Origin of the sequence: Acidovorax sacchari, assembly GCF_042847045.1 — a bacterium.
GTDB lineage: Bacteria > Pseudomonadota > Gammaproteobacteria > Burkholderiales > Burkholderiaceae_C > Paracidovorax > Paracidovorax sacchari.
Window position 1 is genome coordinate 258,287 of the sequence record NZ_AP035783.1, and the last position, 14,952, is coordinate 273,238.

At 69.5% G+C, this 14,952-nt stretch carries 12 protein-coding genes; 4 read left to right on the forward strand and 8 right to left on the reverse strand.

The window, feature by feature from the left end:
- The first annotated feature begins 14 nt into the window (after positions 1-14).
- The 3 genes from ACGHC0_RS01200 to ACGHC0_RS01210 all read left to right on the forward strand — a co-directional run bounded on the left by ACGHC0_RS01200 (position 15) and on the right by ACGHC0_RS01210 (position 2,810).
- On the forward strand, positions 15-596 hold the full coding sequence (locus ACGHC0_RS01200; RefSeq protein ID WP_368353656.1) for a cytochrome b: 582 nt from the start codon (positions 15-17) through the stop codon (positions 594-596).
- Positions 597-724: 128 nt separating this feature from the next.
- The gene (locus ACGHC0_RS01205; protein WP_415267206.1) at positions 725-1,591 is read left to right on the forward strand and encodes a hypothetical protein; all 867 of its coding nucleotides are present in this window, start codon (positions 725-727) and stop codon (positions 1,589-1,591) included.
- A 118-nt stretch (positions 1,592-1,709) separates the two neighbouring features.
- Positions 1,710-2,810 (forward strand): Fe-S oxidoreductase, encoded by a 1,101-nt coding sequence (locus ACGHC0_RS01210; protein WP_415267207.1) that lies wholly within the window; start codon positions 1,710-1,712, stop codon positions 2,808-2,810.
- Between the two features lie 127 nt (positions 2,811-2,937).
- Here ACGHC0_RS01210 and ACGHC0_RS01215 read toward each other — a convergent pair whose 3' ends face one another.
- The 3 genes from ACGHC0_RS01215 to ACGHC0_RS01225 form a co-directional block, all read right to left on the reverse strand.
- Complete coding sequence (locus ACGHC0_RS01215; protein WP_415267208.1) at positions 2,938-4,239, reverse strand: Glu/Leu/Phe/Val family dehydrogenase; 1,302 nt, start codon at positions 4,237-4,239, stop codon at positions 2,938-2,940.
- A gap of 127 nt (positions 4,240-4,366) precedes the next feature.
- Positions 4,367-5,269 (reverse strand): hypothetical protein, encoded by a 903-nt coding sequence (locus tag ACGHC0_RS01220; protein WP_415267209.1) that lies wholly within the window; start codon positions 5,267-5,269, stop codon positions 4,367-4,369.
- Between the two features lie 180 nt (positions 5,270-5,449).
- Entirely contained in the window at positions 5,450-6,331 is an 882-nt protein-coding gene (locus ACGHC0_RS01225) for a PPK2 family polyphosphate kinase (protein WP_415267210.1), read from the reverse strand.
- A gap of 390 nt (positions 6,332-6,721) precedes the next feature.
- Here ACGHC0_RS01225 and ACGHC0_RS01230 point away from each other — a divergent pair, with 390 nt between their 5' ends.
- Positions 6,722-8,518, forward strand: a complete 1,797-nt coding sequence (locus tag ACGHC0_RS01230; protein ID WP_368353662.1) for an IPTL-CTERM sorting domain-containing protein — start codon at positions 6,722-6,724, stop codon at positions 8,516-8,518.
- Positions 8,519-8,569: 51 nt separating this feature from the next.
- On the opposite strand, the gene ACGHC0_RS01235 is transcribed toward ACGHC0_RS01230, so the two are convergent.
- From ACGHC0_RS01235 to ACGHC0_RS01255, 5 genes are all read right to left on the reverse strand, one after another.
- The gene (locus ACGHC0_RS01235; protein WP_415267211.1) at positions 8,570-10,030 is read right to left on the reverse strand and encodes an amidase; all 1,461 of its coding nucleotides are present in this window, start codon (positions 10,028-10,030) and stop codon (positions 8,570-8,572) included.
- Between the two features lie 78 nt (positions 10,031-10,108).
- The gene (locus ACGHC0_RS01240) at positions 10,109-12,304 is read right to left on the reverse strand and encodes a TonB-dependent siderophore receptor (RefSeq protein ID WP_415267212.1); all 2,196 of its coding nucleotides are present in this window, start codon (positions 12,302-12,304) and stop codon (positions 10,109-10,111) included.
- A 203-nt stretch (positions 12,305-12,507) separates the two neighbouring features.
- Positions 12,508-12,933: a DUF4087 domain-containing protein gene (locus ACGHC0_RS01245; protein WP_288492903.1), complete on the reverse strand. Its 426-nt coding sequence runs from the start codon at positions 12,931-12,933 to the stop codon at positions 12,508-12,510.
- The gene (locus ACGHC0_RS01250) at positions 12,930-13,832 is read right to left on the reverse strand and encodes a glycoside hydrolase (RefSeq protein ID WP_415267213.1); all 903 of its coding nucleotides are present in this window, start codon (positions 13,830-13,832) and stop codon (positions 12,930-12,932) included. The genes ACGHC0_RS01245 and ACGHC0_RS01250 overlap by 4 nt, the downstream gene beginning before the upstream one ends.
- Positions 13,833-13,863: 31 nt before the next feature.
- Positions 13,864-14,835: a LysR family transcriptional regulator gene (locus tag ACGHC0_RS01255; protein ID WP_415267214.1), complete on the reverse strand. Its 972-nt coding sequence runs from the start codon at positions 14,833-14,835 to the stop codon at positions 13,864-13,866.
- Positions 14,836-14,952 lie beyond the last annotated feature (117 nt).

Below are 14,952 nucleotides of genomic sequence, written 5' to 3' on the forward strand. Positions count from 1 at the left end.
CCCAGGAACACCCCATGCAGTGGACCAGCACCGCGACCCGTTTCGGGGCGCTCGCCAAATTCTTTCACTGGACGAGTGCCGCCGCATTCATCGGCGCCTACGCCGTCGTTTATTACGTCATCTGGTTCATGGACGACACCTCGGACGCATCCCTGCCCGTGCTCAACATCCACTGGGTGCTGGGCCTGATCGTGGGCTTCCTGGTGCTGCCGCGGCTGATCTGGCGGCTGCTGGACGTGCAGCCCGAGGATCCGCCCGGCACGCCCCTGGAGCATGCCCTGGCCCATGCCGCGCACTGGGGCCTCTACGGCCTGCTGGTCGCCATGCCGCTCACGGGCTATATCGGCACCGGGGCGCCCACGGATTTCGGGCTGTTCACCGTGACGGGATTCAACGACACCGCGCTCTTCGCCTGGATCAGCCGAACCTTCCAGGTGGGCTGGGAGGCGTTCGAGGCGCCGGTCGATGCCGTCCACCACTTCCTGGGCCAGTTCGTGGCCTGGGCCGTCGTGCTGCTGCACGTGGGGGCGGCGCTCTTCCACCACCGTGTGCGGCGCGACGACGTGCTCACCCGCATGCTGCCGGGACGGCGCTAGGGCGTTACGCTTACGCATTGCTGACAAATCAAGTGACCGAGCGTCACCCAGGGTGAATGGATTACAAATATTCACGTTTCCTCCCGGGTTCGGTATAACCGCGTGAACTTTCTGTGGAGGAGAGCGCTTTGGTTTTCAAGCAATGGGCAGCAGCCGCGCTGCTGGCGTGCACCGCGGGTGCCCACGCCTACGAGCCCCAGGCCGGCACCTGGGTCGTGTCGTCGGAGGTGGATGGCAAGCCGGGCCGGGGCCTGTCGGTGGATGTCCAGAACGGCACGCTCGCCCTGCAGATGTATGCCTACGAGAACAGCGGTCAGCCCACGTTCTACCTCGCCGTGGGCTCCGTGGCGGACAACAGGGTCACGGCACGGCTGAACCGCTACACCGGCGGCCGCTATTTCGGCAGCCCGGCGCAGTCGGGCACCGAGGCCGGCAGCCCCGGCAACGTGACCATCCGCTTCACCAGCGGGACGACCGGTTTCATCACCTTCCCGAACGAGCCGGAAAAGCCCATCTCCCGTTTCAACTTCGGCTATCCGCAGAAGCCTTCCAGCCTGGCGGGCATCTGGACCTTCACCTCGGTAGGTTCCGAAGGGACCCGGGCCGATGCCGCTTTGCTGGACACGCCGCTTTCGGGCACCAGCAATGGCAATGGCCTGCTGGCAAGCAGCGACGGCCTGTTCGGCTGCGAGCACCAAGTGTCCGGCACCCTGGCAGGCAGCGTGCTGTGCGTGCGCGTCAACAGCAGCGGCACGCTGCAGCGCGTCTACGTGATGAACTACAGCATCCATGACGGCGAGGGCTACTCGCAAGGGGCGAGCAGCAACACCCAGCAGTTCCTGGTCGCACGCCGCGTCGCCACGGCCAAGGGCGACGGCACGGGCATCGCCCTGAAGTCGGCCGGCTCCGCGGAAGGCTCCGCGCCTCCGTCCTCCCTGCAGGTGGCATTGCGCTCCCACCTGGAGGCCGTGGCCCTGCAGGCTCCCGCGCCCTGAGGCTGCGCGGCCTGGCTGGTGCGTTGCCGCGGGCACGCGCCGGCAGGCATGGCGCTCACGGCCGCCAGGCCGCAGAATCCGGTCAGGCGGCCGTGCGCGGCGGCCTTCCGGAAACGCCATGCCCCCTTCATCCATCGATCCGCCGCTCCCGCCGCAGGGCGCCCTGGCGCGCCTGTTCGCAGAGGCCGCGCTGCAGCGGCAGGGCATGCTGCTCGGCACCGACCGTGGCAGCGATACCGCCCCCTCGGCCCCGGCCCTGCCGCATGCGCCCGGAACTGCCGCACCGTCCCAGCCCCCGCCGTCCACCGAACGCGTGAGTGTGTCGCCCGAGGCCCGCGCACGCGCGGATGCTGCGCTGGGACCGGGCCCGGCCGCGGCCCCACGCCCCGGCGCTGGAGTGCCCGGCACCACGGGACAGGGTGCGCCGGGGGCGGGCCGGCCTCCAGCCGGGCTGCCTGGCCTGGCCGTGCCTGCGCCGGCCGCGGGTGCGGCCCCGGTGGATGGCCCGGGCGAGGCCTGGCCCGCCGGCGGGGTCGGCGGCCCCATGCGTTCCCTGCTCGGCATGCTGGTGCACCGCCTCGCGGAAGCCGGTGGCCCTGCCCTGCGCGTGGTGGCGGCCCAGCCCTGGACGGCGGACATGGCGCGGGCCTTGCGGGCTGCCGTTTCGGCCCAGGGCGGCCCGGCCGCCCTGCAGACCTGGCGCGTGGGGCAGGGCCGCGTGCAGGCGGAAGACGGCGAGCGGGGATTCGCCTTCACGCTCCAGGTGCCGTCGGCCTGGGCGGAGCGCGGCGCGGCCGCCGGGGCGTCCGCGGGCATGGCGGCATCCGCGGGCGCGCAGGCCCTGGCCGTACCGTTCCCCGGGCGGCAGGCACGGCTGGACCCGGGCGTGTTCGCGCTGGTGCTGCAGCCGGCCCGGGACGACGCAGGCGCGCCGGGCAGGACGAGCGCGCTCCTGTCCCTGGAGTTCCAGCCGCCGCCCCAGCAGGGCCTGTACGGGCGCGAGTGGATGCAGCCCGCCCTGCGCCCCGATCCCTGGCTGCAGATGGCGGCGCTGCAGGCCAGCGGCTGGCGCCGCGAGGACGAGGAGGCCGAGGCCGCCGCGCGCCGGGGCGCGGTGCCGCCCTGCGACCAGCCGGGCTGCCCCTACGAGGGCCGGTCGCCCTGCGAGCAGCCCTTTTGCCTGGCGCTGCGGGTGGAGCCGCCCCGCCGCCCGGCCTGACCGGCCCACTGGCATGCCCGTAAAAAAAGCCGCCAGGCCCGGGTAGGGCGCTGGCGGCTTCTTCCTGACGCGCACGCTCGATGGGCGCGCGCGGCAGGCGGCAGTCGGTCTTGCCGATGTCAGTGCATCAGGGGTACAGGCCGCGCATTTCGCGGGCGTGCAGGATGCGCTGGCAGGCCACGATGAAGGTGGCGGTGCGCAGCGTCACCTTGTGCTCCTGCGCCACATGCCAGATGCCGGCGAAGGCTTCCTGCATGATGCGCACCAGGCGGGCGTTGATCTCGTCCTCGCTCCAGAAGAAGCTGGAGAAGTCCTGCACCCACTCGAAGTAGCTCACCGTCACGCCGCCGGCGTTGGCGATCACGTCGGGCAGCACCAGCACGCCCTTGTCGGCCAGGATGTCGTCGGCCTCGGTGGTGGTGGGGCCGTTGGCACCCTCGATCACCAGCTTGGCCTTGATCTGGCCGGCGTTGTCCTTGGTGATCTGGTTTTCCAGCGCGGCGGGGATGAGGATCTCGCAGTCCACGCCCCAGAAGTCTTCCTTCGCCATCGCTTCGGCGCCGGCGAAGCCGCCCACGCCGCCGGTCTGCTTGACGTGCGCCAGCAGGGCGGGCACGTCCAGGCCGTTCTTGTTCAGGATGGTGCCCGTGTGGTCCTGCACGGCCACGACCTTGGCGCCCGCTTCGGCGAAGAGCTTGCCGGCGATGCCGCCCACGTTGCCGAAGCCCTGCACGGCCACGCGTGCGCCCTCGATGGGCAGGCCGGTGAGCTTGGCGGCTTCCACGCCCACGGTGTACACGCCGCGGCCGGTGGCTTCCACGCGGCCCAGCGAGCCGCCCAGGTCCACGGGCTTGCCGGTGACCACGCCGGTGGCGGTGGCGCCCACGTTCATCGAGTACGTGTCCATCATCCAGGCCATGACCTGGCCGTTGGTGTTCACGTCAGGGGCGGGGATGTCCTTGGAGGGGCCGATGAGCAGGCCGATCTCGCTGGTGTAGCGGCGCGTCAGGCGCTCGAGCTCGCCGCGCGAGAGCTTCTTGGGATCGACGCGGATGCCGCCCTTGGCACCGCCGTAGGGCACGTTCACGGCGGCGTTCTTCACCGACATCCAGGCCGACAGGGCCATCACTTCGGACAGCGTCACGTCCTGGTGGAAGCGCACGCCGCCCTTGCCGGGGCCGCGGCTCAGGTTGTGCTGCACGCGGTAGCCCTCGTAGTGGGCGATGGTGCCGTTGTCCAGTTCGATGGGCACGTCCACGACCAGGATGCGCTTGGGACGCTTCAGGGTTTCCACCCAGCGCGCCAGGTTGCCGAGGTACGGCGTGACGCGGTCCACCTGCTGCAGGTAGTTGCCCCAGGGGCCGAGGTGGTCGGCCTGGAGGTAGGAAGGCACGGGATGTTGGACGAGGGTGCCGGCGGAGTTCGACATGCGGATGTTTCCCTTGGGTGTAGGAGGTAGGGTCAGGCCAGCGACTGTATGCCTCGCCCCCCGGGCTGTCCAAGGCCTGAGTGTTTCCGGGTTATGCGGTGGATGCATAACCGGGGCCTGCACCCGATCACGGCCGCACGAAGCTCTTGAGCCAATCCAGGGTGGGGTTGAGTTCCCAGCCGCTGTTGCCATACAGGTAGCCGGAGTCCACCAGCAGGCCCGTGCACTGCGTGCCGTAGTAGCCGCCGTAGCCCATGAAGCAATGGTCGGCATACCCATCCTGCACTTCGCTGTCCTTGACGATGTACCAGCCGCTGCCGTTCTCGCCGCCGCATGACTGGGCGCCGGGGCAGGCGAGGCCGGTCACCAGCGTGGCGGAGTCGCGGGCGATGCCCTCGTTGCCGCCGACGAACATGTCGCGCTCGCCATTGATGATGCGCAACCGGTTGCCGGGCAGGGAGTGGTTGCCATTGGCGATGCAGCTGCCGAGGTTGTAGTACGGGGTATAGGTCGCGCCGGTGCCCTGGCCGAAGGAAGCCACGACCCGGCTGTCATAGTCGTGCGCAAGCACCGAAATGATGGAGCCTTGGCTCAGGCCGCCGGTCACCACGCCTTTGGAGCAGTCTGCCTTGCCGCGCGAACAGACCTGGGCGATGGCGCTCTGGAGATTCCGGGCATCGAAGATGGCCCTGGCCCGGCCACCGATCACGCTGCAGTCGCCGAAGCTGCTGTTGTCGTACTGCACGGAAGCGGCCACGAAGCCCTTGGCGGCCGCCGTGTTCACCGCGGCGAGAGACCAGTTGCTCTGGTAGGGCTCGCCGGTGCCGCCGATGTGGATGTACACCGGGTACCTGCCTGCGGCGGTGGGCTCCCGGCCGCTGATGCCATAGGTGGTGCCATGGCTGCTGTAGGACATGCTGAAACCGGTGGTGTCCGCCGCCGAAGCGGGGCCGCCGATCGAGCCTGCAATGAGCAGGCCCAGCCATGGCAGGAACGAGCAGAACAGGGGCTTGCGTGCACGACGTTGCATGGTGAATACCTCCGGTGGTGCCGATGCGTGGTTGGACGGACAGCGTATGTCGTATGGATGAGCTCCCTATGAAAATACTCAATAGCAACCTGGAATTGTGATTATTCTTGTTTATGCAAATATTTGTTTCCGGTTACGCCCGGCCGGACTGTTCCGGGCACGGCCCGCATGGCGGCCGAATCATTCGATCGTGAAATGGGCCAGCGCCGGATCCCCTTCGGGGTAGCGCAGGTCGAGATTGCGCAGCACCTCGCGCAGCACGGTGGCGATCATCAGGTTGCGGTGGGTCTTGGAGTCGGCCGGCACGATGGTCCACGGCGCCCAGGGCGTGTGCGTGGCGGCCAGCAGCGTGGCGTAGGCGCGCTGGTAGTCGTCCCACTGCTTGCGGGCCGCGATGTCGCCCATCTCGAATTTCCAGTGCTTGGCCGGGTCGTCCAGCCGGGCCTGCAGGCGCTCGCGCTGCTCGTCCTTGCTGATGTGCAGCATGAACTTGACGATCACCGTGCCGGTCTCGGCCAGCATGCGCTCGAAGTCGTTGATGTGCGCCAGGCGCTGGGCGTGCTGCTCCGGCGTGATCCAGCCCTGCACCACGGGCACCAGTACGTCCTCGTAGTGGCTGCGGTTGAAGACCACGGTCTCGCCGGCCGCCGGCACCTGGGCATGGATGCGCCAGAGGTAGTCGTGCGCGCGCTCGGTCTCGGTCGGGGCTTTCCAGCCCACTGCGCGCACGCCCAGTGGACTGGTCTGGCCGAACACGCCGCGCACCGTGCCGTCCTTGCCGGAGGTGTCGGTGCCCTGCAGCAGCACCAGCAGCTTGAAGCGGCGGTCGGCGTAGAAGAGGTTCTGCAGGCCGTCCAGTTCGGCGGCCAGGTCCTGCACGGCGGCCTTGTCGGTGGCCTTGTCGCCGAGGGAGAAAGGCTTCTTGCCGGGATCGAAATCCGCGAGCGAGAAGGCGGGCGCGTCTTTGTTGTTGTCTTTCCTGCCGATCCCGGCTGCGGGCGGCTGCCAGTCGCGCCACCGTGCGGCCAGGGCCTTGTCGCGGATGTCGAAGGGGGGCTCCATGCGGTTCTCCAGGGGAATGGGACAGCCATTGTGGCCTGCCACTGCCGGGCGGGCACGGCACCGGCGGAGGCAGGAACGGGCTGTGTCACATGGGAAGCGGGAATGCGTGTCAGCACTTATTCAATGGGCCTGGCGCCAAACCAATCAGACAACAGCAGGCGATAGTTCACACTTGCTTGCATTTGATACCGTCAGATAAGATGGTTGCTCATCCATTCGGACATCCGTCACCTGCCGAGCGAGAGCCGCCATACCATGCGTCACAAATACACCCCATCCGTTTTTGCCCTCTGGCTGCAGAGATGGTGCGCTTATGTTATCTGTGCGCTGGCGCTCGGAACCGGAGGCTCGGCCCTGGCGCAGACGCTGGGGTGGAGCAGCGGGCCCGACATGGGCGCGGCTCGCTACGACCACACGGCGACGCTGCTGGCCAATGGCAAGGTGCTGATCGCAGGGGGCGAAGACACCAACGGACGCCTTGCTGGTGTGAAGTTGTACGACCCGACATCGAATAGCTGGAGCAGCGCGAGCAGCCTGGCCGCCGCACGCACCCTGCACGCGGCCGTGCTGCTGCCCAGCGGCAAGGTGCTGGTCGTCGGGGGAAACGCCGGCAGTGGCGGCTACCTCACCAGCGCGGAGTTGTACGACCCGGTCGCCAATAGCTGGAGCAGCGCGGGCAGCCTGGGTACCGGACGCAGCGGCCCCACGGCCACGCTGCTGCCCAGCGGCAAGGTGCTGGTCGCAGGGGGGAGGGACCGCGATGGCTACCTCGCCAGCGCGGAGCTGTACGATCCGGCCACCAACAGCTGGAGTAGCGCGGGCAACCTGACCGTCGGGCGCGGCCTGCACACGGCCACGCTGCTGTCCGGCGGCAAGGTGCTCATAGCAGGGGGCATCAGCAGTGTCTACCTCGCCAGCGCGGAACTGTATGACCCGGCCACCAACAGCTGGAGCAGCGCGGGCAGCCTGGGCGCCGCGCGCGGCAGCCACACCGCTACGCTGCTGTCCAGCGGCAAGGTGCTGGTCGCGGGAGGACGCAACCCCGACGGCATCGCCAGCGCGGAGCTGTACGACCCGGCCGCCAACAGCTGGAGCGGCACGGCCAGCCTGGCGGCCGCGCGCTACGGGCACACGGCCACGCCGCTGTCCAGCGGCAAGGTGCTGGTCGCGGGGGGATACGGCAACAATACTCTGGCCAGCGCGGAACAGTACGACCCGGCCACCGGCAGCTGGAGCAGCGCGGGCAGCATGGGCACCGCGCGCTACTTCCATACGGCCACGCGGCTGTCCAGCGGCAAGGTGCTGGCCGTGGCGGGATACGGCAACACCTACCTCTCCAGCACGGCGCTGTACGATGCGCCGGCCCCCACCGTGCCGGGTGCTCCCACGGGTCTCGTGGCCAGCACGGGCGATGGCGTCGTGGCTTTGAGTTGGACGGCCCCCTCCGACAACGGCGGCAGCGCCATCACCGGCTACACCGTGCTCGTGACGCCGGTGGCCGGCGGCTCCAGCTCAGTGGCGTGCAGCACGAACGGCACGCTGGGCTGCACGGCATCGGGGCTGACCAATGGCCAGGCGTATTCCTTCACCGTGCGCGCCACCAATGCCGTGGGCGACGGCAGCGTGTCGGCTGCGGTGCAGGCCACGCCGCAGCAGATCACCAGCCCGAGCGTGCCCATGACGGGCGTCACCGGCGGCGGCAACGCGGCCGTGCGGATCAGCGGCGCGCCTGCGGGGTGTACGGTCAATTCCCTGACCATCGACAGCAACGCGCCCGCCGAGGCGCCCCGCAATGCCACCTTCCCGTTGGGGGTGCTGCGTTTCACCGTCACGGGGTGCCCCGGGGCGACGCTGACGGTGAGCATCACCTACCCCAGCGCCATCCCCGCCGCGGCCCGGTTGCAAAAGTACGGCCCGAAGACGGCCGGGGCGCCCAACAGCTGGTTCACCCCCAGCGTTTCCAGCATCAGCAGCGACCGGCTGACGGCCACCTACCAGGTGACGGACAACGGCGAGGGCGACAGCGACGCCACGCCGGGCGCCATCAGCGATCCGTTCGCTCCCTTGGTGGTGCCTGCGGACCCGCAGTCCGTGGCCGGGATTCCCACCCTCAGCCAGTGGGGCCTGGTGCTGCTGTCGCTGATCGCGGCGGCCATGGGAATGCTGGTGGTGCGCCGGCGCGGCTGATCCGTCCCGGGTCGCGGCAGGGGCGGCTTCGGTGTCTGCCGTGCCAGGACGCTATCGCGTCACATGCACGTCCGGGCGCCGCCCGCCGTTCCAGCGCCCGCCGAGCGCCCGCTCGATCTGCGCGGCCAGCTGCAGCAGCAGGCCGTCGTGCCCTTGCCGCGCCTGGGCGTGGATACCGAAGGGCAGGTCGTGGTCCTGCGCGCCCATGGGCAGCGAGATGGCCGGAATGCCGCAGAGGTTGGACAGCGGCGTGTACGCGAAGAACTGCCAGAGGTTGTCGAACCAGTCCAGCACGTCGGGGTTGTCGCTGGTGGTGAGGTATTCGGTGGTGCCCACGGGCGGCGTGGGCCGCGCGGTGATGGGGGTGAGGATGATGTCCCAGTCCTCGAAGAATGCGCCGAAGCCGCGTGCCGTGGTGTTGAACACGGTCTGCATGCGGTGGCGCTCGGCATAGGGCAGGTCGCGGCCGGCCTCCCAGATGCGGATGTTGATGGGCTCGATCAGGCCGGCGGGCGGGCGCTCCAGACCGCGCCGCTCCAGCAGGCCGTTGATGACCTGGGCGAAGTTGCTGATGTAGCAGGTGGTCTGGGCGCGGAAGGCGGCGCGCAGGTCCACCTGCGGCAGCGCCCATTCGACGTGGTGGCCCAGGCCTTCGAGGAAGCGGCCGGCCTTTTCCAGTTCGGCCACGATGGCCGGCGTGGCGCGGTAGTCGCCCCATTCGTGCGAGAGCGCGATGCGCAGGCGGGCCGGGTCGCGGCGGATCAGTTCGGTGTAGGGCTCGGGCGCCGTCCAGTAGGGCATGAACTCGCCCGGCGCGCCGCCCCGGCAGGCATCGACGAAGGCGGCCGTATCGCGCACCGTGCGGCTGTGGCAGCCCTGGGTGGAGACGTAGCCCGTGATGTCCGAGGCATGGGGCGCGATGGAGAACACGCCGCGCGAGGGCTTCAGGCCGATGTTGCCGTTGAAGCCTGCGGGGATGCGGATGGAGCCGCCCCCGTCGGTGGCGTGCGACATGGGCACCACGCCCGCCGCCACGATGGCGGACGTGCCGGCGGACGATCCGCAGGTGGTGTAGCCAGTGTTCCAGGGGTTGCGCGTGACATAGACGGCCGGGTTCTCGGCCGAGCTGCAGACGCCGAATTCCGGCGTGGTGGTGCGGCCCATCAGGTTCAGCCCCGCGCGGCGCATCTGCTGCACGAGCCAGGCGTCTTCGGTGGGGCGGTTGCCGCGCATGAAGAGCGATCCCTGCTCCTGCAGCCGCCCGGCCAGGGTGGGGCCCAGGTCCTTCATGAAGAAGGGCACGCCGGCCAGCGGGCCGCCGGGCCGCATGCCGGCCTGCTGCGGGTCGGCCACCGCATCGGCGAAGACCTCGACCACCGCGCTCAGGGCGGGGTTCACCTTCGCCACGCCGGCTGCCGCCTGGGCGGCCAGTTCGGCGGGGGTCACCTCGCCGCGGCGCACCAGTCCGGCCAGCCCCACCGCGTCGTGCGCGGCCCATTCGGTCCAACCCATTGCCAAGCCCATGTGGATGCCTTCCGTTTCATGTGGTCGCCGCAAACGCCAAGACTGCCACAGCAACCGGCGATGGACTCAGAAGCTGTGCTGGAGCCCCGCCACCACCTGCCTGCCCAGGCCCGGCATGGCGGTGAGCGCGCCCCATGACGTGGCGGCGTAGTGCTTGTCGAAGAGGTTGTGTACGTCCAGCGTCAGGCGTGTGCGCGGGTCGATCTGCCAGTAGGCGGTCACGCGTGCCGTGGTGTAGCCCGGCAGACGGTAGGTATCGTTGGCCGTGGCGGTGCGCTCGCCCACATAGACCAGGCCGCCGCCCACGCCGTAGCGGCCGCCCGAGGCCAGGCGGTCTTCGCGGATGGCGAACAGGCCGCCGCTCACGCGCGGGATGCCCAGCAGGCGCTTGCCCAGCAGGGTCTTGTCGTTGTCGCGCAGCACCTCGGTGTCGGTGTAGGCCGCGTTGGCCGTCAGTCGCCAATGAGCGTCGAGCTTGCCGGACACATCGGCCTCGACGCCACGGCTGCGTACCTCGCCCGCCGCCACGTTGAAGTTGGCGTTGTTCGGATCAGGCGTGAGCACGTTGGTCTTGCGGATGTCGAACACGGCCATGGAGGCGACCAGGCGCTGGTCGGGCGACTGCCACTTGGCGCCGGCTTCGAAGGCCTTGCCCTTGGTCGGCGCGAAGGCGTTGCCCGACGCGTCGCCGCCGGCGTTGGGCCGGAACGAGCGGCCGTAGGAGACATAGACCGAGCTGTCCGGCGTGAGCAGATAGCTCAGGCCCACGCGCGGCGAGGTGGAGGAATGGTCCTGCGTGGTGTTGGTCTTGGCCAGCCGGTCCTCCAGGCTCTGGTGGAAGCGGTCGAAGCGTACGCCGGCCAGCAGCTTCCAGCGCGCAGTCAGGTCGATCTGGTCCTGCAGGAAGAGGCCCGTGGCGCGCTGGTGGTCCTGGCTGCTGAAATACGGCGTCATCGGAGCCGTTCGGGGCTGGCCGTAGGTGGGCTGGTAGATGTCGATGGCGTACAGGCTGGAGCCTCGGGGCGAGGCCTCGCCGTACTGGCCCACGAAGAGCCGCCACGACTCCACACCCGCCAGCAGCGTGTGGCGCAGGCTGCCGGTGCTGACCTTGCCCTCCACCTCCGCCTGCACCGAGGTGTCGTGCGAAGGCAGGCTGCGCCAGGTGTCGCTGCGGTACAGCGTGCGGCCATCGCTCTGCAGCAGGCCCAGCCGTCCGTTGCCGAAGTCCATGGCGTCGCCGTAGTACTCCGTCTCGCGGTACGACGCGCCCAGGCGGGTGCGCCAGCCCTGGCCCAAGTCGTGGTCCAGCGTGAGTTGGTGCGTGTCGCCCGTCACGTGCAGCTTGCCGCGGTTGGGCTCGCCCAGGAAGCGGTCGCCGGGCAGCGCCAGGGCGTTGCCACCCACCTGGACGGTGCCGCGGTCCAGCGGCGTGCGGATGCGGATGAACTCGGCCTCGTACTGCAGCACCGTGTCGGCGCCCAGCGTCCAGGCGAAGGCGGGGGCGACCACGTACTTGTGGTTGTCCACCAGGCTGGTGCGGCTGGCGCCGTCCTCGGCCGCCACGTTCAGGCGGTAGGCCAGGTTCTGCGTGATGGGGCCGGTGGTGTCCAGCGTGGCGCGGCGCATGCCCAGCGTGCCCACGTCCAGCCCCACCTTGTGCGCGGCGGTGAACTGCGGCTTCTTGGTGACGATGTTGAGCGTGCCGCCGGGCTCGCTGCTGCCGTAGAGCGCTGCCGCAGGGCCCTTGAGGAATTCCACCCGCTCCACCGTCGCCATGTCGCGCATGGGGCCGTAACCCCGGCTGGAGGCGAAGCCGTTGAGCAGCGAACCGCCGTCGGTGTTGCTGAAGCCGCGGATGGCGTAGTTGTCCCAGGTGCCGCCGAAGTCGTTCAGGCGGGTGACGCCGCTCACGAAGTCCACCGTGTCCGCCAGGCGCGTGGCGCCCAGGTCCTGGATGAGCTGCTGCGATACCACGCGCACCGCCTGCGGGGTTTCGACCAGGGGCGTGTCGGTGCGGGTGGCGGCGGTGTTGCGCTGCGCGCCCTGGTAGCCGGTGGTGGCGTCGGCCGCGTCCTGCACGCGCACTTCCTGCAGCGTGACGGCGGGCGCGGCGGTCTCCTGGGCATGGGCCTGGTTCTGGGCGGAGAGGGCGGCGGCGAGCACCAGCACGGCCTGCGCCAGCGGGGCGCGGCGGGGAGAGAAAGAGCGGGAGGACGCCGCGGCGACGGCGGCCAGGTCGGGAGACAGGCGGAAGGCAGGCATGGACGGCAGGCCGGAGAAGGCTCCGGCGCGAAAAAAGGAATGCGGTGGAGTTCGGTGAGCGAGCCTTCAGGCTCCGCAGCTCGGCCGTGAAGGCGCCGAACTGTAGCACCAAGTTGAGAACAACTCTCATTCCCTGTCGCGTCGCCGCGACGCTGCGGCCGGGGGCTTCGGGCTGCCGCCCCCAGCCTGCCCGTGCCGGCCTGCTACTTGAGCGGGTTCTCCGGCTCCTTGCCCGTCAGCGCCTTGTCCTTGCGGCAGACCGACAGGGGCTGGGTGCGTGACGAGAAGATGTGCGTCACTTCCTGCGTATCGGCGCGCGCGCTGACTTTCAGGCAGGCGCAGCCGTAGCCCGCGCTGCCGGTGCCGGTCGCCACCCAGCGTGCCTTGGGGAACGTCGGCCAGTCGCCTTCGGCCTGGTGGCCTCCCTGCATGCCGATGGTCCATTCCCCGTCCTTGTCCACCAGGGTCGCATTGCCCGGCGTCGGGTTGTCGAACCAGCCGCAGCGCGTGGTCGTGTCGGGCGGCATCGCCGCGGCCGCGAACTGGCAGGCACCCAGCCACAGCAGGGCATGGAGGACGCGGGCCGTCATCGGGCCGCGCAGGGTCTTCGGGGCAGTGCAGCGTGTCATGGCTTGGGGGCGGCAGGTGTGTTGATGGCGTTCGGCCGGGCCTTCAGCAGGACCGCCTCGAACTTCCGGGCGATCTTGGCGATGTCTTCGGCGTGGTCGCTTCCGTTGACCATTTTCCGGGCCGATACGTAATCGGTCGCGTCCCCCGAGAAGTAGAGTGAGAACTTGCGTCCGTTCGCGAAGATGCCGCCCGTGCGCATGCCATAGGACATCAGTGCATAGGCGGTCTCGGGCGTCTTGACCTGCTCCGGGTCCGTCAGCAGCCCCAGCCCCCGGCCGAGCGCGACGCCTGCCTTGGCGTAGTTGGACCACCAGGTCAGCTGCACGTAGCCGCGCCCGTAATAGGCCTGCTCGATGCCGTCGTCGGCGTCGTAGGACTTGGTGGCGGCGCCGCCGTCCTTGGTGCCCATCTTGGCACCCTTGGTGAGCGGGGAGATGTCCCCGGCCGCCGTGACCGAGAACTGGTCGCCGTCCTGCTCGGTGATGCGCGCCCCGCCATCCGGCAGCAGCTTGACCTTGACGGGTTCGTGGTACTGCCGTCCCTTGCCGTGGCCGATCTCGGCCACGGGGGCCATGGTCATCAGCCACTTCTTCTGCTTGAGGACGACGGGCTGCCCGTGCTTGTCCACCAGCGGCAGCCCCTTCTTGTTCGTCGCCACCTTGGTGACGGTGACCGGAGAGGTGGTTTCCCACATCACGGTCGCGAGCATGTAGGCAGCCTGGCGCACGTCGTTGATGGCCGTGTCGCGCTCGATCATGCCCAGCAGGGACAGCATGTCGGGAATGGCTGCGGCGTTGTACCTGCCGCTGGTGCCGAACTGCTGGGTGAATTGTTCCTGGAAAACGACCCGGTCGTAGGGGCCGGTGTGTTGGTAGTTGATTTTCTGCGGCGCAGGCATGGGCCCATCCGTGGAATGGAAACGCACCAGTCTAGGGCGCTCGTCCGTGGCTTTGTTTTGCCGGATGTAATTTCTGCAAACCGGTATCACCTCCGACGCCGCGGGTCGCGAGCGCCTGCGCGGAGTGCCGTAACCGCTCCACGAAGCGCCGTGCGCCCAGGCCCTGCGGTCGCTCCCTGGACCACACCACATCCACCCACAGCTCCACGCCATTGCTGAGATTGTCGAACGGCATTTCCACCAGAGTGCCGGCCTGGATGCGGGGATCCACCAGTTCGCGCGGCTGCCAGCCCCAGCCCAGGCCGGCCTCGATGAGGCTGAGCGCGGCCAGATGGTTGTCGGTGCGCCAGTGGTGGCGCGCGAACACGAAGCGCGGGTCGGTCTGCGCGAGATCGCGCCCGGCCACGACGATCTGGCGGGTGGTGGTCAGGTGGACTTCGCTCAGCGGCGCGCCGGCGGCGGCCTGCATCACGGGGTGCTGCGGCGCGATGACCGCCACCAGCGTCTCGCTGCCCACTTCCTGGAAGCCTTCGCGCCCGTCCAGGCTGGACCGCTCGAACACCAGCGCCAGCTGGGCGCGGCCCGCGTGCAGCAACGCCATGGCGTCGGCCTGCGGCGCGGCCAGCACCTCCACCTGCAACTGGGGGTACTCGGCGGTGAGCGCGGCCAGCGCATCCGTCCAGGGGCCGGCCAGCAGTTCGGGCGCGATGGCGATGGTCAGGCGCTCTTCCAGCCCCTGCGTGAGGGCCAGGGCCTGCGCGTTGAGCTGGCGCAGTTGCGCGCCCAGCAGCCGGGCCTGGGGCTCCAGCGCGCGGGCGGCGGGGGTGGGGCGCGGCTCGCGCCCGCTGCGGTCGAAGAGCTGCACGTCGAGCTCGGCCTCCAGGTGGGCGATGGTCATGCTCACGGCCGAGGGCACGCGGGAAAGCGCCCGGGCGGCGGCCGAGAACGAGCCGTGGTCCAGCACCGCCAGAAATACGTTCACGCTGTCGGAAGAAAATGCCATGGCCGTCGTTCTATCAGAAAAAATGAAACAAGCTGACTTTATGTATCAGCCCGGCACACATAAAGTGCGACGCATGTCCGTGCCATCCTCCTCTTCCGCCGCCGTCTCCGCATCCGC

What these genes read in the sequence shown, in the direction of transcription:
- ACGHC0_RS01225 (WP_415267210.1), bottom strand. Translation starts at nt 6,331, where the DNA reads ATGGAGCCCCCCTTCGACATCCGCGACAAGGCCCTGGCCGCACGGTGG.
- ACGHC0_RS01200 (WP_368353656.1), top strand. Translation starts at nt 15, where the DNA reads ATGCAGTGGACCAGCACCGCGACCCGTTTCGGGGCGCTCGCCAAATTC.
- ACGHC0_RS01255 (WP_415267214.1), bottom strand. Translation starts at nt 14,835, where the DNA reads ATGGCATTTTCTTCCGACAGCGTGAACGTATTTCTGGCGGTGCTGGAC.
- ACGHC0_RS01220 (WP_415267209.1), bottom strand. Translation starts at nt 5,269, where the DNA reads ATGCAACGTCGTGCACGCAAGCCCCTGTTCTGCTCGTTCCTGCCATGG.
- ACGHC0_RS01240 (WP_415267212.1), bottom strand. Translation starts at nt 12,304, where the DNA reads ATGCCTGCCTTCCGCCTGTCTCCCGACCTGGCCGCCGTCGCCGCGGCG.
- ACGHC0_RS01235 (WP_415267211.1), bottom strand. Translation starts at nt 10,030, where the DNA reads ATGGGTTGGACCGAATGGGCCGCGCACGACGCGGTGGGGCTGGCCGGA.
- ACGHC0_RS01215 (WP_415267208.1), bottom strand. Translation starts at nt 4,239, where the DNA reads ATGTCGAACTCCGCCGGCACCCTCGTCCAACATCCCGTGCCTTCCTAC.
- ACGHC0_RS01250 (WP_415267213.1), bottom strand. Translation starts at nt 13,832, where the DNA reads ATGCCTGCGCCGCAGAAAATCAACTACCAACACACCGGCCCCTACGAC.
- ACGHC0_RS01245 (WP_288492903.1), bottom strand. Translation starts at nt 12,933, where the DNA reads ATGACACGCTGCACTGCCCCGAAGACCCTGCGCGGCCCGATGACGGCC.
- ACGHC0_RS01230 (WP_368353662.1), top strand. Translation starts at nt 6,722, where the DNA reads ATGGGCGCGGCTCGCTACGACCACACGGCGACGCTGCTGGCCAATGGC.
- ACGHC0_RS01210 (WP_415267207.1), top strand. Translation starts at nt 1,710, where the DNA reads ATGCCCCCTTCATCCATCGATCCGCCGCTCCCGCCGCAGGGCGCCCTG.